The following is a 14,994-nucleotide window of genomic DNA, read 5'->3' on the forward strand; positions in this document are numbered from 1 at the left end:
CTTTGTTGCGAGCTGTGTCGCCGAAACCACAGACAGCGCGGCCGGCAGCGGCTAGGAAAGTGGTCCGATTCCGTGAATTTGACCTCTGTTGGGGGCTTTGCCTTGAAATCCTACGCCATTGCCGCGGCCGTTGCTGTCGCCGCCGTCACCTCGGCCCAGGCCGCCGATCTTCCGGCCCGCACCTACACCAAGGCGCCCCCGCTGGTCGTCCAGGCCTATAACTGGACCGGCTTCTATGTCGGCGTGAACGCCGGCGTCGGCTTCGGCCGCAGCAAGACCGATATCAACGGCGGCATCTTCGATCCGCGCTCGCGCGTCGGTGGTCTCGGCGGCGTCGGCGGTGGCCAGATCGGCTACAACTGGCAGTACGGCAACTTCCTCGGCTTCGGCAACGTCGTGCTCGGCCTCGAGGCCGACATCCAGGGCGCCGGCCTCAACGACAACCGCACCTGCACGCTGGTGTGCGCGGCGGGCGCCGGCGTCAACGTCAACCAGAAGCTCGACTGGTTCGGCACCGCGCGCGGCCGCATCGGTGTCGCCACCGGCCCGGTCCTCAGCTACTTCACCGGCGGTTTCGCCTACGGCAACGTCAAGTCGCGCGTGACCGACTTCACCGGCGTGATCAACGACAGCTTCAGCAGCACCCGCACCGGCTGGACCATCGGCTCCGGCGTCGAGGCGGCGCTGGCCGGCAACTGGACCGGCAAGATCGAATATCTCTACGTCGACCTCGGCACCCAGCGCGGCGTCGGCACGCTCGGCGCCTACACCTTCAACTCGCAGGTGCGCGAGCATATCTTCCGCGCCGGCCTGAACTACCGCATCGGCGGCACCCCGTACGCGCCGGAGCCGGTCGCGAACTGGTCGGGCTGGTATGTCGGCGGCAACGGCGGCAGCGGCACCGCGCTCAACAAGAGCAGCATCCAGGGCGCCAACCTCGGCGAGCGCTTCAACCTCAGCCCCGATGGCTACTTCGGTGGCGTGCAGGCCGGTTACAACTGGCAGGCCGGCGCGATCGTGTACGGCCTCGAAGCCGACATCCAGGGCGGCTCGCTCAAGGACGACTATGCCTGCGGCGTGACCTGCACCGCGAATGCCTTTGTCAGCTACAATCAGAAGATGAACTGGTTCGGCACGGTGCGTGGCCGCGTCGGCTACTCGGTCGGCTCGACCCTGTTCTACGCCACCGGCGGTTTCGCCTATGGCGGCGTCAAGACCGACCTGAACTTCAGCAACGTCCTCGTTGCGTCCTACTCCAAGACCCGCACCGGCTACGCGGTGGGCGGCGGCATCGAATCGCCGTTCGACCTGTTCGGCCTGTTCGGCAAGAACTGGACCTCGAAGACCGAGTACCTGTTCATCGACCTCGGCAAGTCGACCGACACCGTCGCGGTGGGCACCACCTTCACCACCCGCGCCCAGGAGCACACGCTCCGCACCGGCCTGAACTATCACTTCAACACCCCGGTGGTGGCGAAGTACTGAGCCTTCCCCGGCACGCATCGCGTTCCGACAAAAACCCCGGCCTCGCGGCCGGGGTTTTTTGTTGCGGCGGTGGACGAAGCGGCCGGGTGTGCATCTTTGTCGCAGGGTGTGGCCCCGGTGGCACAGACAATCCTCCTGCCTGCGGATACGACTCCATCAACATTGCACAAGATTCAGTGTCCGGAATTGCAGGGGGGTCTTTTGAAGTACGTCATTGCCACGGCGCTTGCCGCCGCCACCGCCGTTTCCGCCGCCCAGGCCGCCGATCTTCCGGCCCGCACCTACACCAAGGCGCCGCCGCTGGTCGCGCAGGCCTACGACTGGACGGGCTTCTATCTCGGCGTCAACGCCGGCTTTGGCTTCGGCCGTGACAAGACCACCACCACCAGCGCCATCGGCGTCGGCGAGACCAACCGCCTGAGCCCGTTCGGTGCGCTCGGCGGCGGCCAGATCGGCTACAACTGGCAGGGTGGCAATTTCGGGCTCGGCAACGTCGTGCTCGGCGTCGAGGCCGACATCCAGGGCACCGGCCTCAAGGACGACCGCACCTGCGGCCTCGCCATCGCCGCGTGCACCCAGGCCGGCGGTCTGCAGTACAGCCAGAAGCTCGACTGGTTCGGCACCGCGCGCGGCCGTGTCGGCTTCGCCACCGGCCCGGTGCTCAGCTATTTCACCGGCGGTTTCGCCTATGGCAACGTCCAGACCGGCTACAGCAACGCGCTGCTCGGCAGCTCCAGCTTCAAGCAGTCCCGCTCCGGCTGGACGGTGGGCTCCGGCGTCGAGGCGGCGCTCGGCGGCAACTGGACCGGCAAGATCGAGTACCTCTATGTCGATCTCGGCAGCGTCAACAATCCCGGCATTCTGCCCGGGGCGGCCGGCTTTGCGTCGTCGTCGAACATCCGCGAGCACATCTTCCGCGTCGGCCTGAACTACCGCCTCGGCGGCAGCGGCCTTGTCGCGCCGCAGCCCGTGGCCAACTGGGGCGGCTGGTATGTCGGCGGCAACGCCGGCGGCGCGACCGCGCGCAACCCGAGCTCCATCGGCGGCATCCAGAACGGTGCGGCGCTCGCCGGTCCGGGCAAGCTCTTCCTCAGCCCCGATGGCTATCTCGGCGGCGCGCAGGTCGGCTACAACTGGCAGGCGGCCAACTGGGTCTATGGCCTGGTGGCCGATATCCAGGGGTCGTCGCAGCGTGACGACAAGCCGTGCATCCTGTGCAGCGCGCTGATCCAGACGATCACGTTCGACCAGAAGATGCAGTGGTTCGGCACCGTGCGCGGCCGGGTCGGCTATGGCGTCGGCTCGTCGCTGTTCTATGTCACCGGCGGTCTCGCCTATGGCGGCGTCAAGACCAGCGTGTCGCTGGTCAATGTCGGCACCGCGACCCAGTCCGACACCCGCACCGGCTGGACGGTGGGCGCCGGCCTCGAGTCGCCGTTCGAGTTCTTCGGCCTGTTTGGCAAGAACTGGACCTCGACGACCGAGTACCTCTACGTCGACCTCGGCAAGTCCAACGTCAACCTGCCGATCAACGCCAACTCCTCGCTGTTCGTGAACAGCCACGCCCAGGAGCACATCTTCCGCACCGGGCTGAACTATCACTTCAACACCCCGGTGGTGGCGAAGTACTGAGGCCCGCCGATCCCTTCGGGATCGCCCGCTCAAACCCCGGCCTCGCGGCCGGGGTTTTTGTTTGCGCGGCCATGCGCGTCCTGCACGGTTGCCGTTCCGGCGGCACGGTGCCGCCGTCAACGGAAATCGCTATAGTCCCGCGCGCATTGTTCGCACGTTGCAATCGCGCGTCGTGTGATGTCGATTGCGGCGGTGCCTCGGCGCTGCGCGGTCCTTGCGGTGGGAGTCCGGAATGCGATGGACGACGATGGTGGCTGCAGCCGCGGCGTGGCTCGCGGTGCTGGCGATCGCGCCGGCGTCGGCGCAGCAGCCGGCGCAGCAGAGCGAACAGGCGCGCCGCGCCGAAAGGGTCGCCGCCTGGCAGGCGGCGGAGAAGGCCGGCACCAGCGGCCCCGCCGACGTGATGCTGATCGACCAGGGCGTGCTGCAATTGCCGCGCGGCGAGCTGTTCGTGCCGAAGGCCGAGGCCTCGCGCGTGCTGCGCGCGCTCGGCAATCTGCCGGGTGACGCCACCCTGGTCGGCCTCGTGGTTGGCACCCATGCCAACGACCGCTGGATCGTCGTCATCCGCCACATCAAGGAAGGCTACATCAAGGACGACGAGGCGAAGACCTGGAATGCCGACGATCTCCTGAACAACATCAGGGATGGCGTCGAGGAGGCCAACAAGGATCGCGTCGCCCGCGGCTTTCCCGAGATGCAGGTGGTCGGCTGGGTCGAGCCGCCGGCCTATGACGCCAGGACCCACCGCCTGGTGTGGTCGCTGCTCGCCAAGGACAAGGGCACCCCCGACGGCGCGGCGACGGGCATCAACTACAACACCTACGCGCTCGGCCGCGACGGCTATTTCAGCCTCAACCTGCTGACCGGATCGGAGACCATCGCCACCGACAAGGCGGTGGCGCACGAGCTGCTCGCCGATCTCGTCTACAATGTCGGCAAGCGCTATGAGGATTTCAGCGCCGGCACCGATCGCGTCGCGCAGTACGGCCTGATGGCTCTGGTCGGCGGCGTCGCGGCCAAGAAGCTGGGGCTGCTCGCGCTGCTGGCGGCGACCGTGCTCAAGTTCGGCAAGATCATCCTGGTCGGCGTCGCGGTCGCCGGCGGTACCGTGCTGAAGCTGTTTCGCCGCAAGCCACGCCAGGACGGCGGCACGCCGGGCGGCACCGCCTGATGGCGCTGCGCCGCCGACTTGCCTGCGTCCGACGGTCGTTCGTCACAGCCGACTGTGCGCTGGACAACCGGTAATATGATAGCTATCACGCCCTCCTCTCAATCCAGAGGGGCTAGGGGAATACATGTTCATACGTCATGCACTGATGTCAGGGATCGCCGTCGGATTTCTGATGGCGTCTCTTCCGGCCGTTGCGGCCGACCGCAACGTCGATGTCGTCAACAACACCAAGAAGACGATCAAGGAATTCTACGCCTCGCGCACCAAGCTCGACAGCTGGCAGGAAAACATCATCAAGGGTGATCCGATCGAGCCGGGCGAAACCCAGCCGGTCGATATCGACGACGGCAGCGGCGGCTGCAAGTTCGATTTCAAGGCGGTGTTCTCGGACGGCGATGTCGCCATCAACGAGAACGTCGACGTCTGCAGCGTGAGCTCGGTCACCTACAAGTAACGCGTCCGAACAGCCGCTCGCATCACCAGCGGCTCGGCGAAAATTCCGGCCTCGCGCCGGAATTTTTGTTTCGGAACTGTACGATCTCCGGCGCGCGGCGGGGCCGTCACCATCCGAGGGGCGCGCGTCGATGGTTCAGAGCGGCCGTCGCGCGCGGCGCCGCGGCCTTGCAGCCCATGATCAGCAGCGACATCATCAGGACGTCGGCGGATTTCGTCGACAGCGCGTTGTTGCTGAGCGACAGGGTGAAGAAAATCACGGTCGCCGCGATCACGTTCCAGGGCGCATGCTTGAGCAGCGCCCGGAACAGGTTGGCCAGCAGCACGGCGAAGAGAATGGCGCCGACCAGGCCGAACTGCACCGTGAAGATCACCACCGAACTTTCGATGAAAGGCAGCCCGAACACGTCGAGCGCGATGCGCTGGATGCGCGTGATGTCGCCGCCGAACAGGAATTCGTTCCAGGTCAGGTAGTCGAACACGCCGTAGATGTTGACGCGGGCGAGGGCGCTCTGGTCGACGACGCCGCCGTCGAAACGACTGAGTGCGCCGGCAGCGAACATCACGGCAATCAGCGCCATCACCGCCAGCAGGCCGGCGAGCGCCAGCATGATCTTGCGCTGGAGCCCGTCGAGGGGCGTCGGTGCCGCCATCCGGACCGTGATCAGGAACACCAGGCACGACAGGCCGGCGAACAGCGTGGCGAAGCGCGCGCCGGAAGCCAGCACGCCGATCAACAGGACGGCGACAGCGGCGATCTTGAACGGCATGCGCCAGCGCGTCGCGCTGGCGAGGCAGATGCCGACCGCGCACCACTGGCCGAGCTCCAGCGGATGGTCGGACAGTCCGGTGGGACGAAACACCTCTTCGCCGCCGGGGTAGGGCAGCAGGCGCGTCTTCAGCGCGAACTCGGCGGTGCCGACCAGCGCGCTCAGCATCAGGAACGCGAGCAGCAACTCGGCGATCAGCGGGCGCCACGGGCGCGGCAGCGTGGTCATGATGAAGATGGCCATGCAGGCCACGATGTAGCTGTCGAGGATGTAGCCGAACGCAGCGTTGCGGCCGCCGACGACCAGCATGGTGGTCAACAGCACGATGCCGACGAGGAATGTCGCGATGGCCCGCAGCAACGATAGATCGACGGCATCGAGCTCGATGCGATAGCTGGCGAGCACCGTCGCCATGATCAGCACGATGCCATAGAACGCGGGATGGATCTTCTGGATCGTCGATCCCTCGAGCGTGGTGTAGTCCATGAACTGGTTGAGGATCAGCGAGTTCAGGCCGACGCGCAGCAGCACGAAAAACACGAAGGCCGCGTACAGCAGCCGCAGCATCAGCAGGCCGTCGTCCGATGCAGTGGCGTACGCGGGGCGGGTCATGGGTGGCTGGTGCTATTGCTCGGGGGCTTCAGCCTTAGCAGGGCAGTCTTAAGGTTTTGCTAACCTTGTTGCCACCGGCGGAACCGGCGATAGGCATGGAGCGTGCGGTATGAGTTTCATGCTTCACTAACCCCAGCCATGTCAGGGTCGGCGACAGGCGGCGCTGCCGCCGTCAGGTCACCACCCAGCAACATGCCGGCATCGGCCGCGTTGCCATGCGCCAGCAGAGATCGAGCCGTGACGGTCGCGAAATTCCGAGGAGGTGCCGAGAGCCTGTCGCGGGCGAGCTTCACCTATCTGCCGGCGCTCGACGGGATGCGCGCGGTTGCGATCCTCCTGGTCGTGCTGTCGCATTTCGGGCTCAACGTCGTGCTGCCCGGCGGCTTTGGCGTCACGCTGTTCTTCTTCATCAGCGGCTTTCTGATCACCCGTCTTCTGATCGCCGAGGTCAATGGTAACGGCGAGGTGGCGATCGGCGCGTTCTACGTGCGGCGCTTCATCCGTCTCGGTCCGGCGCTGCTGGTCAATATCGGCCTCGTGACGGTGCTCTACCTGCTGCTTGGCGAGCCGACCAGCAAATGGGAAGTGCTGGCCGGCCTGTTCTATGTCATGAACTACTATTACGTGCTCGGCGGCGCGATGCCGCTGCCGCTCGGCACGCTGTGGTCGCTCGCCGTCGAGGAGCACTATTACGCGGTCTATCCCTGGCTGTTCGCCCTCGGCTGGCGTCGGCCACTGCGCTTCCTGGCCGGGCTTGCGATCGCCTCGGTGGCTGTGCTGGCGTTGCGCGTTCTCTTTGCCGCGCTGTGGCCCGACACGATCTGGCAGCACTATTACCGCACCGATACGCGGATCGACTCGATCCTGTACGGCGCGATGTTCGCCTGCCTGCTCGAACTCGTGCGGTTCGATCGCTTCATTCGTGCGATCGGCGGCACCGCAGGTTTCGTCGCCGGCATCGTGCTGCTGCTGTTCACCTTCGTCTATCGCGATCCGGTGTTCCGCGAGACCGTGCGCTACTCCGTGCAGGGCGTGGCGCTGATTCCCGTGCTCTACGCCGTGCTGTTCAACCCGCGCTTTGCGCCGTTGCGGCGGCTGCTCGAGCTGCCGCCGATGGTGCTGCTCGGACGGCTCAGCTATTCGCTCTATCTGTGGCACGAGGTGGTGCTGTCGGTAATGCCGAAAGTCCTGCCGGATACGCTCTGGAGCCTCTATCTCGTCCAGTTGCCGCTGTGTTTTGTCATCGCCGCTGCGTCATACTATGGCGTCGAGCGTCCCTTCCTGACGCTGCGCAAGGCGTTTCGCCGTGAACGTCCGGCGCCGCCACCGCAGGCCGTGACCACCGCGGCGTAGTCCGCAGATGGGCCCGTGGCAACAGGCCGCGTGCGCTGTGGGTATCGGGGGCTCGCCGGCTTCCACTCCATATTGGCCGCTATCGTCTCAGCCCTTCTCACCATCAGGAAGAGGCGAAATATGGTCGATGTCAGTGCTTCGAGCTGGACGCAACTCACGACGACAGGCAGCGGCGGCACCGCGGCCCCCCCGCCCACCAGGACACTCAATCTCAACGACAAGCTGGCGCTGGCGGAGCTGAATTTCGGCGACTTCCAGGACCCGGATTTCCGCGGCGAGTGCAGCGCCATGCTGCAGGCCTTTCTCGACTACGCCGGCAGCTACGCGCTCGCGCTCAAGGAGCGGGGCCTCGACGATCAGAACCCGCGCAGCTACGTCCGCGCCAAGCTTCCACGCGGCTACGCATCGGTGGCCAACCAGATCGTCGTACCCGAATGGGTCGATCTCGACATGGAGGGCACGCTGATCCGCGCGCCCGGCGGATCGCTCGCCGCGAATCCGTTCCTGCCGATGATCGTCTACACGGCGAATGCCGGCGCCAGCCGGGTGAACCTGTACTGTGTGCTGGATGACGTCGTGCCCGGAGACGGATCGGGCGTTTGTTTCGGCAAGAGCTGGTCCATCGCGAGCGTCGCACTCGCTGCGGCGGGGCAGGGCTATCAGGTCGGCGATCTGATCTATCTGCCGCAGCCCTCCCGCAGCCCCTATCGGGCCGCGGTCGTGCGGGTCGATGCAGTCAACGGCAGCGGAGCGGTGACAGGATTCACCCTCACATCAGGCGGAGTCTACAGTCGTCGTCCTCCGACGGGCGTGACCGTGTCGGCCGCCGCCATCGCCGCGGTCGCACCGCAGGTGACGGCCCAGGTGCAGCCGACACTGTTCCCGCAGGCGTCGACGACTCATGCCAACGGCAACCCCGGGGCAGGGACTGGCGCGGCCTTCACGCCGACCTGGGAGGCCGACTTCAATGGCTCGGATGCCGACAACGGCATCTTCAACTACAACACCGGCGATGCCATCCTCACCGACATGGTCATCGGGCAGGTGCGGGTCAACGGCGTCGGGATCGACTTCGACGTGCAATATGGCGGCAAGTTCGGCGTGCTGTTGAACACCATCAACGCCGTGGTCGACAGCATCACCGTGAATGGCGGCTACTATGGTTTTCTCAGCAAGGCTGGCGACACGCGCATCAACTCGATCAATCCGGTGAATGCCATGATCGGGGTGATGATCGGAAACGGCAGTTCGCTCGAGTGTCCGAATGTCGTCGTTGATACGGCCTTCGGCGCTGCGATCCAGATCGACACCGGGTGCAGCGACATCCGACTCGGCGGCGTCTGCTTCTTCCCGGAGGGCAACAGCTATCTGCACAACGGGCTGGGGCCGACCAATACGGGCTATGCCATCATCGTCGGGCAGAAGGGCACCGACGCGGTGACCAGCAATCTTCATCTCGACTTCGTGCTGGATAACTGCGGCTCCGCCACCCAGAACGGCGGCAGCGGCGCGGGTGCGTTGTTCCTCGCCAACGTCAAGAACTCCTACTTCAACATCCTGGCTTCGAACCAGCAGACCAACCAGGGCGAGACGCACCGGCTAGCACTGCATACGGCCTACGGCCCCAACGTCGACGCGGCCTCGGTAGTTGTCCGCGGTGCCATCAACGGCACGACGACATCGCCCATCGTCGCCGGTGCCGCGATCACGGAAGTCAATATCGTGGCGGGCGGATCGGGCTATGCGCTTGGCGACGTGGTGCGGATCGATGTCAGCGGCCATGTCGTCGACGCGATGCTGCTGGTGGCGGGTGTCTCGGGCGGCGCGGTGACGGCGATCAAGGCGCTCGGACCGGGCCTCTATTCGACCCTGCCGTCGTCGACGGCGACCCTGCCGACAACGGCGACGTTCGGCAGCGGCACCGGCCTCACGGTGAAGGCGCGGACGATCCTGCCGGTCGGCAGCATTGCGGGCGGCCTTGCGCTCCGTGATGGCAGCCTGCCGGGCTGGCTCCGCGACTTCGGGGTTGCCGACGTCTACGGCTCCGGCGCACCGACCGCGGCGACGGGAGCGAAGAAGGCGCGGCCGGGAAGCCGCTACACCGACATCGGCTCCGGCGAGACCTACGTCAACAAGGGCACGGTCGCCGTGCCGTCGTGGCGCAAGATCACCACGGCCTGATCACGGCCGGTCGCCGCCGGACCGGGGGCTTGCCTCTGGTTCGGCGATGGCCACCCCCGCTGTCCCCGATGCTCTGTATTGGGACGATCGCGGCCGCCGCGATCTGTTCCGGAACGTGACACCGCTCCCCGGCACGGGCGCCGGCGGCCCAATACCGGGGTGGGAGCGGCGAAATACGCAGCCATCGGGCGGCTTGTGGCGCCAGCGCGGTCTGGCATCCGCCTTGCTTACCTGCCTGCGGTCGACCGTTCGACAGACAGGGGCATTCATGGCGCAGGCGCTCACCTACAAGCCGTTCGGTGCGTTTCGGCTGATGCTGGCGGCCTGCGTGGTGTTGCAGCACCTTCACCCCGTGCTGCCGTCTGCGATCGTCGCGCGCGAGGAGCATCTCGAGCTGGGATCGCTGGCGGTCGACGTGTTCTTTGTCGCCTCCGGCTACATCATCACCGAGGCGATCGCGCGGGTCTATCAGGGCCGTCCGTGGGCCTTTCTCGCCAACCGCGCGGTGCGGCTGCTGCCGGCGGTGGCGCTGGTGATCACGCTGACGGCGATGCTGTGGGCGGTGTTCATCGCGCAGGGCGATGATGTCTTGGCCCGCTCGGCGAAGCTGGTCGTCGTCTCGCTCGCCCATCTGTTTCCGCTGACCCGGGGCTTCACCTCGGAGTACGAGATCCTTGGCGTGATGTGGGCGCTGCGGGTCGAGTTCACGTTCTATCTCGTCTGCTTCCTGGCGTTGTTCGCGATGCCCTGGCTGGCCGCGCCGCGCCGCCAGGCCGCTGTCATCGTGCTCGGCTCCGTCGCGCTGACCGCCCTGTTCGTGTTCGACTGCCTGCGTGACACGCAGAGCATGCTGCGTTTCATTCCCTATTTCGTGTTCGGCGTCGGGCTCTATCTGGCATCGCACCTGGAGTCGCGCGCGCTGGCGCGCCTCGTCGGCGTCATCGCGGCGCTGGCGTTCGTCGGCATGCTGGTCGAGCAGACCAACCGCTCGGCCTTCCACGAGGCCGCGGGCTTCGCGCGGGACCGCCTGGCGCAGACCCTGATCCTGGTACTGCTGGTGGCGCTGTTCGCGGCGCTGTCGTTCATGCGGGTCGGCGGCCGGCTGGCGCGCATCGATCGCGCGCTGGGCGATCTGTCGTTCCCGCTCTATGTCGCGCATGATCCGGTGATCGTGTTCGCGGCGCTGTGCTGGACGCCGGGCGTGCCGGCCGCGATCGCCGCCGCGGGGCTGGCGCTGGTCGCGGCCTGGCTGCTCTATGTCGGGCTGGAACGGCCGCTGATGACCATGCGCACGCGCATCCGCAAGTCCGACATCCGCTTCGACGACGACGTCGCGCCGCGGGCACCGCCCGCCGTTGCGGCGACGCCGGTGGAGCTGCGGCCCCGCGCGGCGGCCTGAGCGGCGTTCGCCGACGGGCGGTGACGCAGGCGGTTGGCCGGCTCACGGCGATCTCTGGCGAAAGTTTTCGGGCGAAGCACCGCCTCAGGCGACGGCGGCTGTCCGCGCGTCGCCGGCCGCGGCGCGATCGGCATCGAGCAGGGCGCGGATCTCGGCAGACGGCCGGGCGGCGCTGAACAGGAAGCCCTGCATCTCGGTGCAGCCGAGGGTGCGCAGCAGCTCGCGCTGGCGCTCGGTCTCGACGCCCTCGGCAACCGTGGTCATGTTGCGCGAAGCGGCGATGTCGACCACCGCGCGCACGATCGACGACGAGGAATCGGCGCCGGTCATCTCGCGCACGAAGGCGCGGTCGATCTTGATCTTGTCGAACGGGAAGCGCTGCAGGTAGCTCAGCGACGAGTAGCCGGTGCCGAAATCGTCGAGCGCGATGCGCACGCCGATGGCGCGCAGGTGATGCAGGATCGACAGCGCGACGTCGTCGTCGCGGATCAGCACGGCCTCGGTGATCTCGAGTTCGAGGCGGCTCGCCGACAGCCCGGAGGTCGCGAGCGCGGTGGCGACGTTGAGCGCCAGGGTGTGGCTGCGGAATTGGATCGGCGAGACGTTGACGGCGAGGCGGATGCCGGCCGGCCAGTGCGCCGCCTCGCGGCACGCGGTCGCCAGCACCCATTCGCCGAGCGCGACGATCAGGCCGGTTTCTTCCGCCACCGGGATGAACTCCGCCGGCGAGATCGGGCCGCGCTGGGGATGATTCCAGCGCAGCAGCGCTTCGCAGCCGGTCACGGTGTCGCTGCGCAGGTCGAGCAGCGGCTGGTAGTGGATCTCGAAACCGCCCTCGGCGAAGGCATGCGCGCCGGCGATCTGGCGCAGGTCCTGCTCGATGAGCTGGCGCGCCTTGGCGCGGGCGTCCATCCGCGGCTCGAAGAAGCGCCAGGTGCGGCGGCCGTCGGCCTTGGCGGCGTACATCGCGAGGTCCGCATGCTTGAGCAACTGGTCGAGGTCGTTGCCGTCCTGCGGCGCGATCGCGATGCCGATCGAGGCGTCGGTGTCGATGCGGTGGCCCTGGCAGTCGCAGGGCCGGCGGATGGCGTCCTGGATGCGCATCGCCAGCTCGATGGCGTCACGCTGGGTGCGCACCGAGCTCTGCACCACGGCGAACTCGTCGCCGCCAAGGCGGGCGACAAAGTCATTGTCGCCGATACAGGCGCGCAGCCGCGCCGCGATTTCCTTGAGCAGCTCGTCGCCGACCGGGTGTCCCAGCGAGTCGTTGATGCTCTTGAACTCGTCGATGTCGAGATAGAACACCGCGAACTGATGCGATCCGGCGCGCCCCAGCTCAAGCTCCAGCCGCTCGCGGAACAGCACGCGGTTGGGCAGGTCGGTCAGCGCATCGTAGTGGGCGAGGTGGGCGATCTTGCGCTCGGCGTGGCGGCGCTCGGTGACGTCTTCCATGGTCGCCACCCAGCCGCCTTCGACCAGCGGCTGGTACTGGAACTGGATGACGCGGCCGTCATCGGTGTCGAGCTGCGAGTGGAAGGCGTTGCCCTGGGCGATGGTCGTGATGAAGGTGCGGCAGTATTCGTCGACGTCGCCGGTGAACGATCCCAGGTCCTTGCGGTGGGTGATCAGCTCGCGCAGCGTGCAGCCGGGCTTGATGACGTCGCGCGACAGCCCGAACATGTCGATGTAGCGCTGGTTGCAGACGATCAGGCGCTGGCTGCGGTCGAACAGCACGAGGCCGTGCTGCATGTTGTTGACGGCGGTGTCGAGCCGGCGCTTCTGCAGGGTGAGGCGGCGCTCCACCGAGTGGTGCTGGCGACGCATCTCGCGCACGATCATGGTCGCCATCACGGCAATGACGAGGGCGATGAGGCCGGCGGCGATGATCAGCGAGCGCATCTGCTCGCGCCAGTCGGTCAGCGCGGTCTCGACGGTGGTGGTGGCCATGATCACCAGCGGCGCCTTGCTGAGCGTGCGCACCGCGCCGATGCGATCCTGGTGGTCGACCGGGCTGTCGAAGCGCATGGTGCCGGCGCCGCCATTTTGCTCGGCGAGCGTCAGCAGCGGGCCGCCCGCGAAGTTGCGGCCGATTTGCGCTTCCATGTGCGGAAAGCGTGCCATCATGGTGCCGTCGCGGTGGAACAGCGAGATCGCCGACTTGTCGGCGAGCGACACCGAGGAGAAGAACTGTTCGATGGCGGCCGGCGCGACGCCGCGCGTCAGCATGCCGAGGAATTCGCCGTTGGGGCCCTCGATGCGGCGCGCCACCACGATCGCCCAGCTGCCGGACAGGCGGCTCTGCACCAGCTGGATCAGGGCCGGGTTCACGGTCGTGCCGGCCTTGAAGGCCTGGAAATAGCTGCGGTCGGTGACGCTGACGGGGCGCACCGGCCACACCACCGAGGAGTTGATCAGCGTGCCGCTGGCGTCGAACAGGTTGAGGCCGGCGACGTCGCCGCCGCCGTTGACCTTGGCCTTGAGCAGGTCATGCATCGCCTCGCTCGACATCACGGCGCGGAAGGTGTCCGGCGTGGTCAGCGCGACGGCGGGCAGGTGGGCGACGAGATCGGCCTGCAGGTTCTGCATGTCCTCGAACTGCTGGTCGAAATGGCGCGCCAGCAGCAGGATGGTGTTGTCGAGCTCGCGGGCGCTGTTGACCAGCGCGCGGTCGCGGAAGTGGCCGACGACCATGGTGGTGCCGAGCGCGATCCCGACGATCAGCAGGATGCTGCAGCCGACCAGCCAGTGAATCGGGCTGCGCCAGGCTGTGACGCGCGCGTCCGTCGCTTCGCTCGCGCTGGCGGCGTCACGACCTCTTGCTGCAGTCCCCGCGTTACGTCCCGAGAGCCGTTCCCACATAGCCCCACCTTGATCGCTACGTAGATACGCGGCAGTGATGGAGGTCCCGTTAGCAAGGTGGGTTACCCAAAGGTTTAGGCGGACGGCGCGATTGCACCAAAATGCGACAGGCCGTGGCTTCGGCTATGCGAATTCCACCATTCGGAAAATTCCGGCCGTCAGCCCGCCGCCTTGAGGCGATCGATCAGCGCGCGCAGGCCCGCCGACATGTGCCGGCGGCTGGGATAGTAGAGGTGGAGGCTGTCGTCCTCGGGACACCAGTCCTCCAGACAGCGCGCGAGGCGGCCGGCGGCGAGATCCGCTGCGGCCTGATGCTCCGAGACCATGGCGAGGCCGCAGCCGTCACGCGCGGCCTCGATCATCAGCGCCTGGTCGTCGAGGGTCAGCGGGCCGTCGACCTCGACCTGCAGCGCCTCGTCGCCGCGGGCGAACTCCCAGTTGAAGATCGCGCCGCTCGGGAAGCGATAGCGGATGCAGGCGTGATGGCGCAGATCGGCCGGCGTCAGCGGCGGCGGGTGCTCGCGAAAATAGGCCGGCGCGCCGACGACGGCGAAGCGCACCCGCGCCTTGAGGCGGACCGCCACCATGCCCTCGCTCAGCCGCTCGCCAAAACGGATGCCGGCGTCGAAACCGTCCTCGACGATGTCGAGCAGGCGGTCGGTGGCGACGATGTCGAGATGCAGCCCCGGGTTCTGCCGCAGCAGCGGCCCCATGACGTCGCGCATCACCACCGTGGCGAGCGAGCGCGGCAGCGTCAGCCGCACGGTGCCGAACGGCGTATCGCGGAAGGCGTTGAGGTCTTCCACCGCCTGGCCGATCTGGCCGAACGCCGGGGTGAGGCCGGCGAGCAGGCGCTCGCCCGCCTCGGTCAGCGACACGCTGCGGGTGGTGCGGTGGAGCAGCCGGACGCCGACGCGCGTTTCGAGGCTGCGGATGGTGTGGCTGATCGCCGACGGCGCGACGTTGCGGGCGATCGCCGCCTTGCGGAAGCTGCGGTGGCGCGCCACCGCGAGGAAGGTGGCGAGTTCGGCGAGCTCGGTTCCCTGCATGGCGTCGTCCGCAATTGATATTTTTAG

10 protein-coding genes are annotated in these 14,994 nt (G+C 67.1%); 7 read left to right on the forward strand and 3 right to left on the reverse strand.

Annotated features, from left to right (window positions below):
- The first annotated feature begins 102 nt into the window (after positions 1 to 102).
- From JQ639_RS28580 to JQ639_RS28595, 4 genes are all read left to right on the forward strand, one after another.
- A complete protein-coding gene (locus JQ639_RS28580) occupies positions 103 to 1,485 on the forward strand; it encodes an outer membrane protein (protein ID WP_211962758.1) in 1,383 nt (460 codons plus the stop codon).
- 201 nt (positions 1,486 to 1,686) lie between these two features.
- On the forward strand, positions 1,687 to 3,117 hold the full coding sequence (locus JQ639_RS28585; RefSeq protein WP_211962760.1) for an outer membrane protein: 1,431 nt from the start codon (positions 1,687 to 1,689) through the stop codon (positions 3,115 to 3,117).
- Between the two features lie 232 nt (positions 3,118 to 3,349).
- Positions 3,350 to 4,291, forward strand: coding sequence for a DUF2167 domain-containing protein (locus tag JQ639_RS28590; RefSeq protein ID WP_249122833.1), 942 nt, complete (start codon positions 3,350 to 3,352; stop codon positions 4,289 to 4,291).
- Positions 4,292 to 4,463: 172 nt separating this feature from the next.
- Entirely contained in the window at positions 4,464 to 4,745 is a 282-nt protein-coding gene (locus JQ639_RS28595) for a hypothetical protein (protein WP_249122834.1), read from the forward strand.
- A 106-nt stretch (positions 4,746 to 4,851) separates the two neighbouring features.
- On the opposite strand, the gene JQ639_RS28600 is transcribed toward JQ639_RS28595, so the two are convergent.
- Positions 4,852 to 6,126, reverse strand: coding sequence for a VpsF family polysaccharide biosynthesis protein (locus JQ639_RS28600; RefSeq protein ID WP_211962762.1), 1,275 nt, complete (start codon positions 6,124 to 6,126; stop codon positions 4,852 to 4,854).
- Between the two features lie 237 nt (positions 6,127 to 6,363).
- Between JQ639_RS28600 and JQ639_RS28605 the strand changes: the two genes are divergently transcribed.
- From JQ639_RS28605 to JQ639_RS28615, 3 genes are all read left to right on the forward strand, one after another.
- On the forward strand, positions 6,364 to 7,479 hold the full coding sequence (locus tag JQ639_RS28605) for an acyltransferase family protein (RefSeq protein ID WP_211962764.1): 1,116 nt from the start codon (positions 6,364 to 6,366) through the stop codon (positions 7,477 to 7,479).
- A gap of 120 nt (positions 7,480 to 7,599) precedes the next feature.
- Positions 7,600 to 9,660 carry a hypothetical protein gene (locus JQ639_RS28610; protein ID WP_211962766.1) on the forward strand — a complete coding sequence of 687 codons (2,061 nt, stop codon included), beginning with the start codon at positions 7,600 to 7,602 and terminating at the stop codon, positions 9,658 to 9,660.
- Between the two features lie 268 nt (positions 9,661 to 9,928).
- Complete coding sequence (locus tag JQ639_RS28615; RefSeq protein WP_211962768.1) at positions 9,929 to 11,059, forward strand: acyltransferase family protein; 1,131 nt, start codon at positions 9,929 to 9,931, stop codon at positions 11,057 to 11,059.
- A gap of 84 nt (positions 11,060 to 11,143) precedes the next feature.
- Here the strand turns inward: JQ639_RS28615 and JQ639_RS28620 are convergent, their stop codons facing one another.
- The gene (locus JQ639_RS28620) at positions 11,144 to 13,918 is read right to left on the reverse strand and encodes a bifunctional diguanylate cyclase/phosphodiesterase (RefSeq protein ID WP_211962769.1); all 2,775 of its coding nucleotides are present in this window, start codon (positions 13,916 to 13,918) and stop codon (positions 11,144 to 11,146) included.
- Positions 13,919 to 14,076: 158 nt separating this feature from the next.
- Complete coding sequence (locus JQ639_RS28625) at positions 14,077 to 14,967, reverse strand: LysR family transcriptional regulator (protein ID WP_211962770.1); 891 nt, start codon at positions 14,965 to 14,967, stop codon at positions 14,077 to 14,079.
- Between the last annotated feature and the right edge of the window lie 27 nt (positions 14,968 to 14,994).

It is taken from the genome of Bradyrhizobium sp. U87765 SZCCT0048, assembly GCF_018131225.1.
In the GTDB taxonomy this organism is placed as follows: domain Bacteria; phylum Pseudomonadota; class Alphaproteobacteria; order Rhizobiales; family Xanthobacteraceae; genus Bradyrhizobium_A.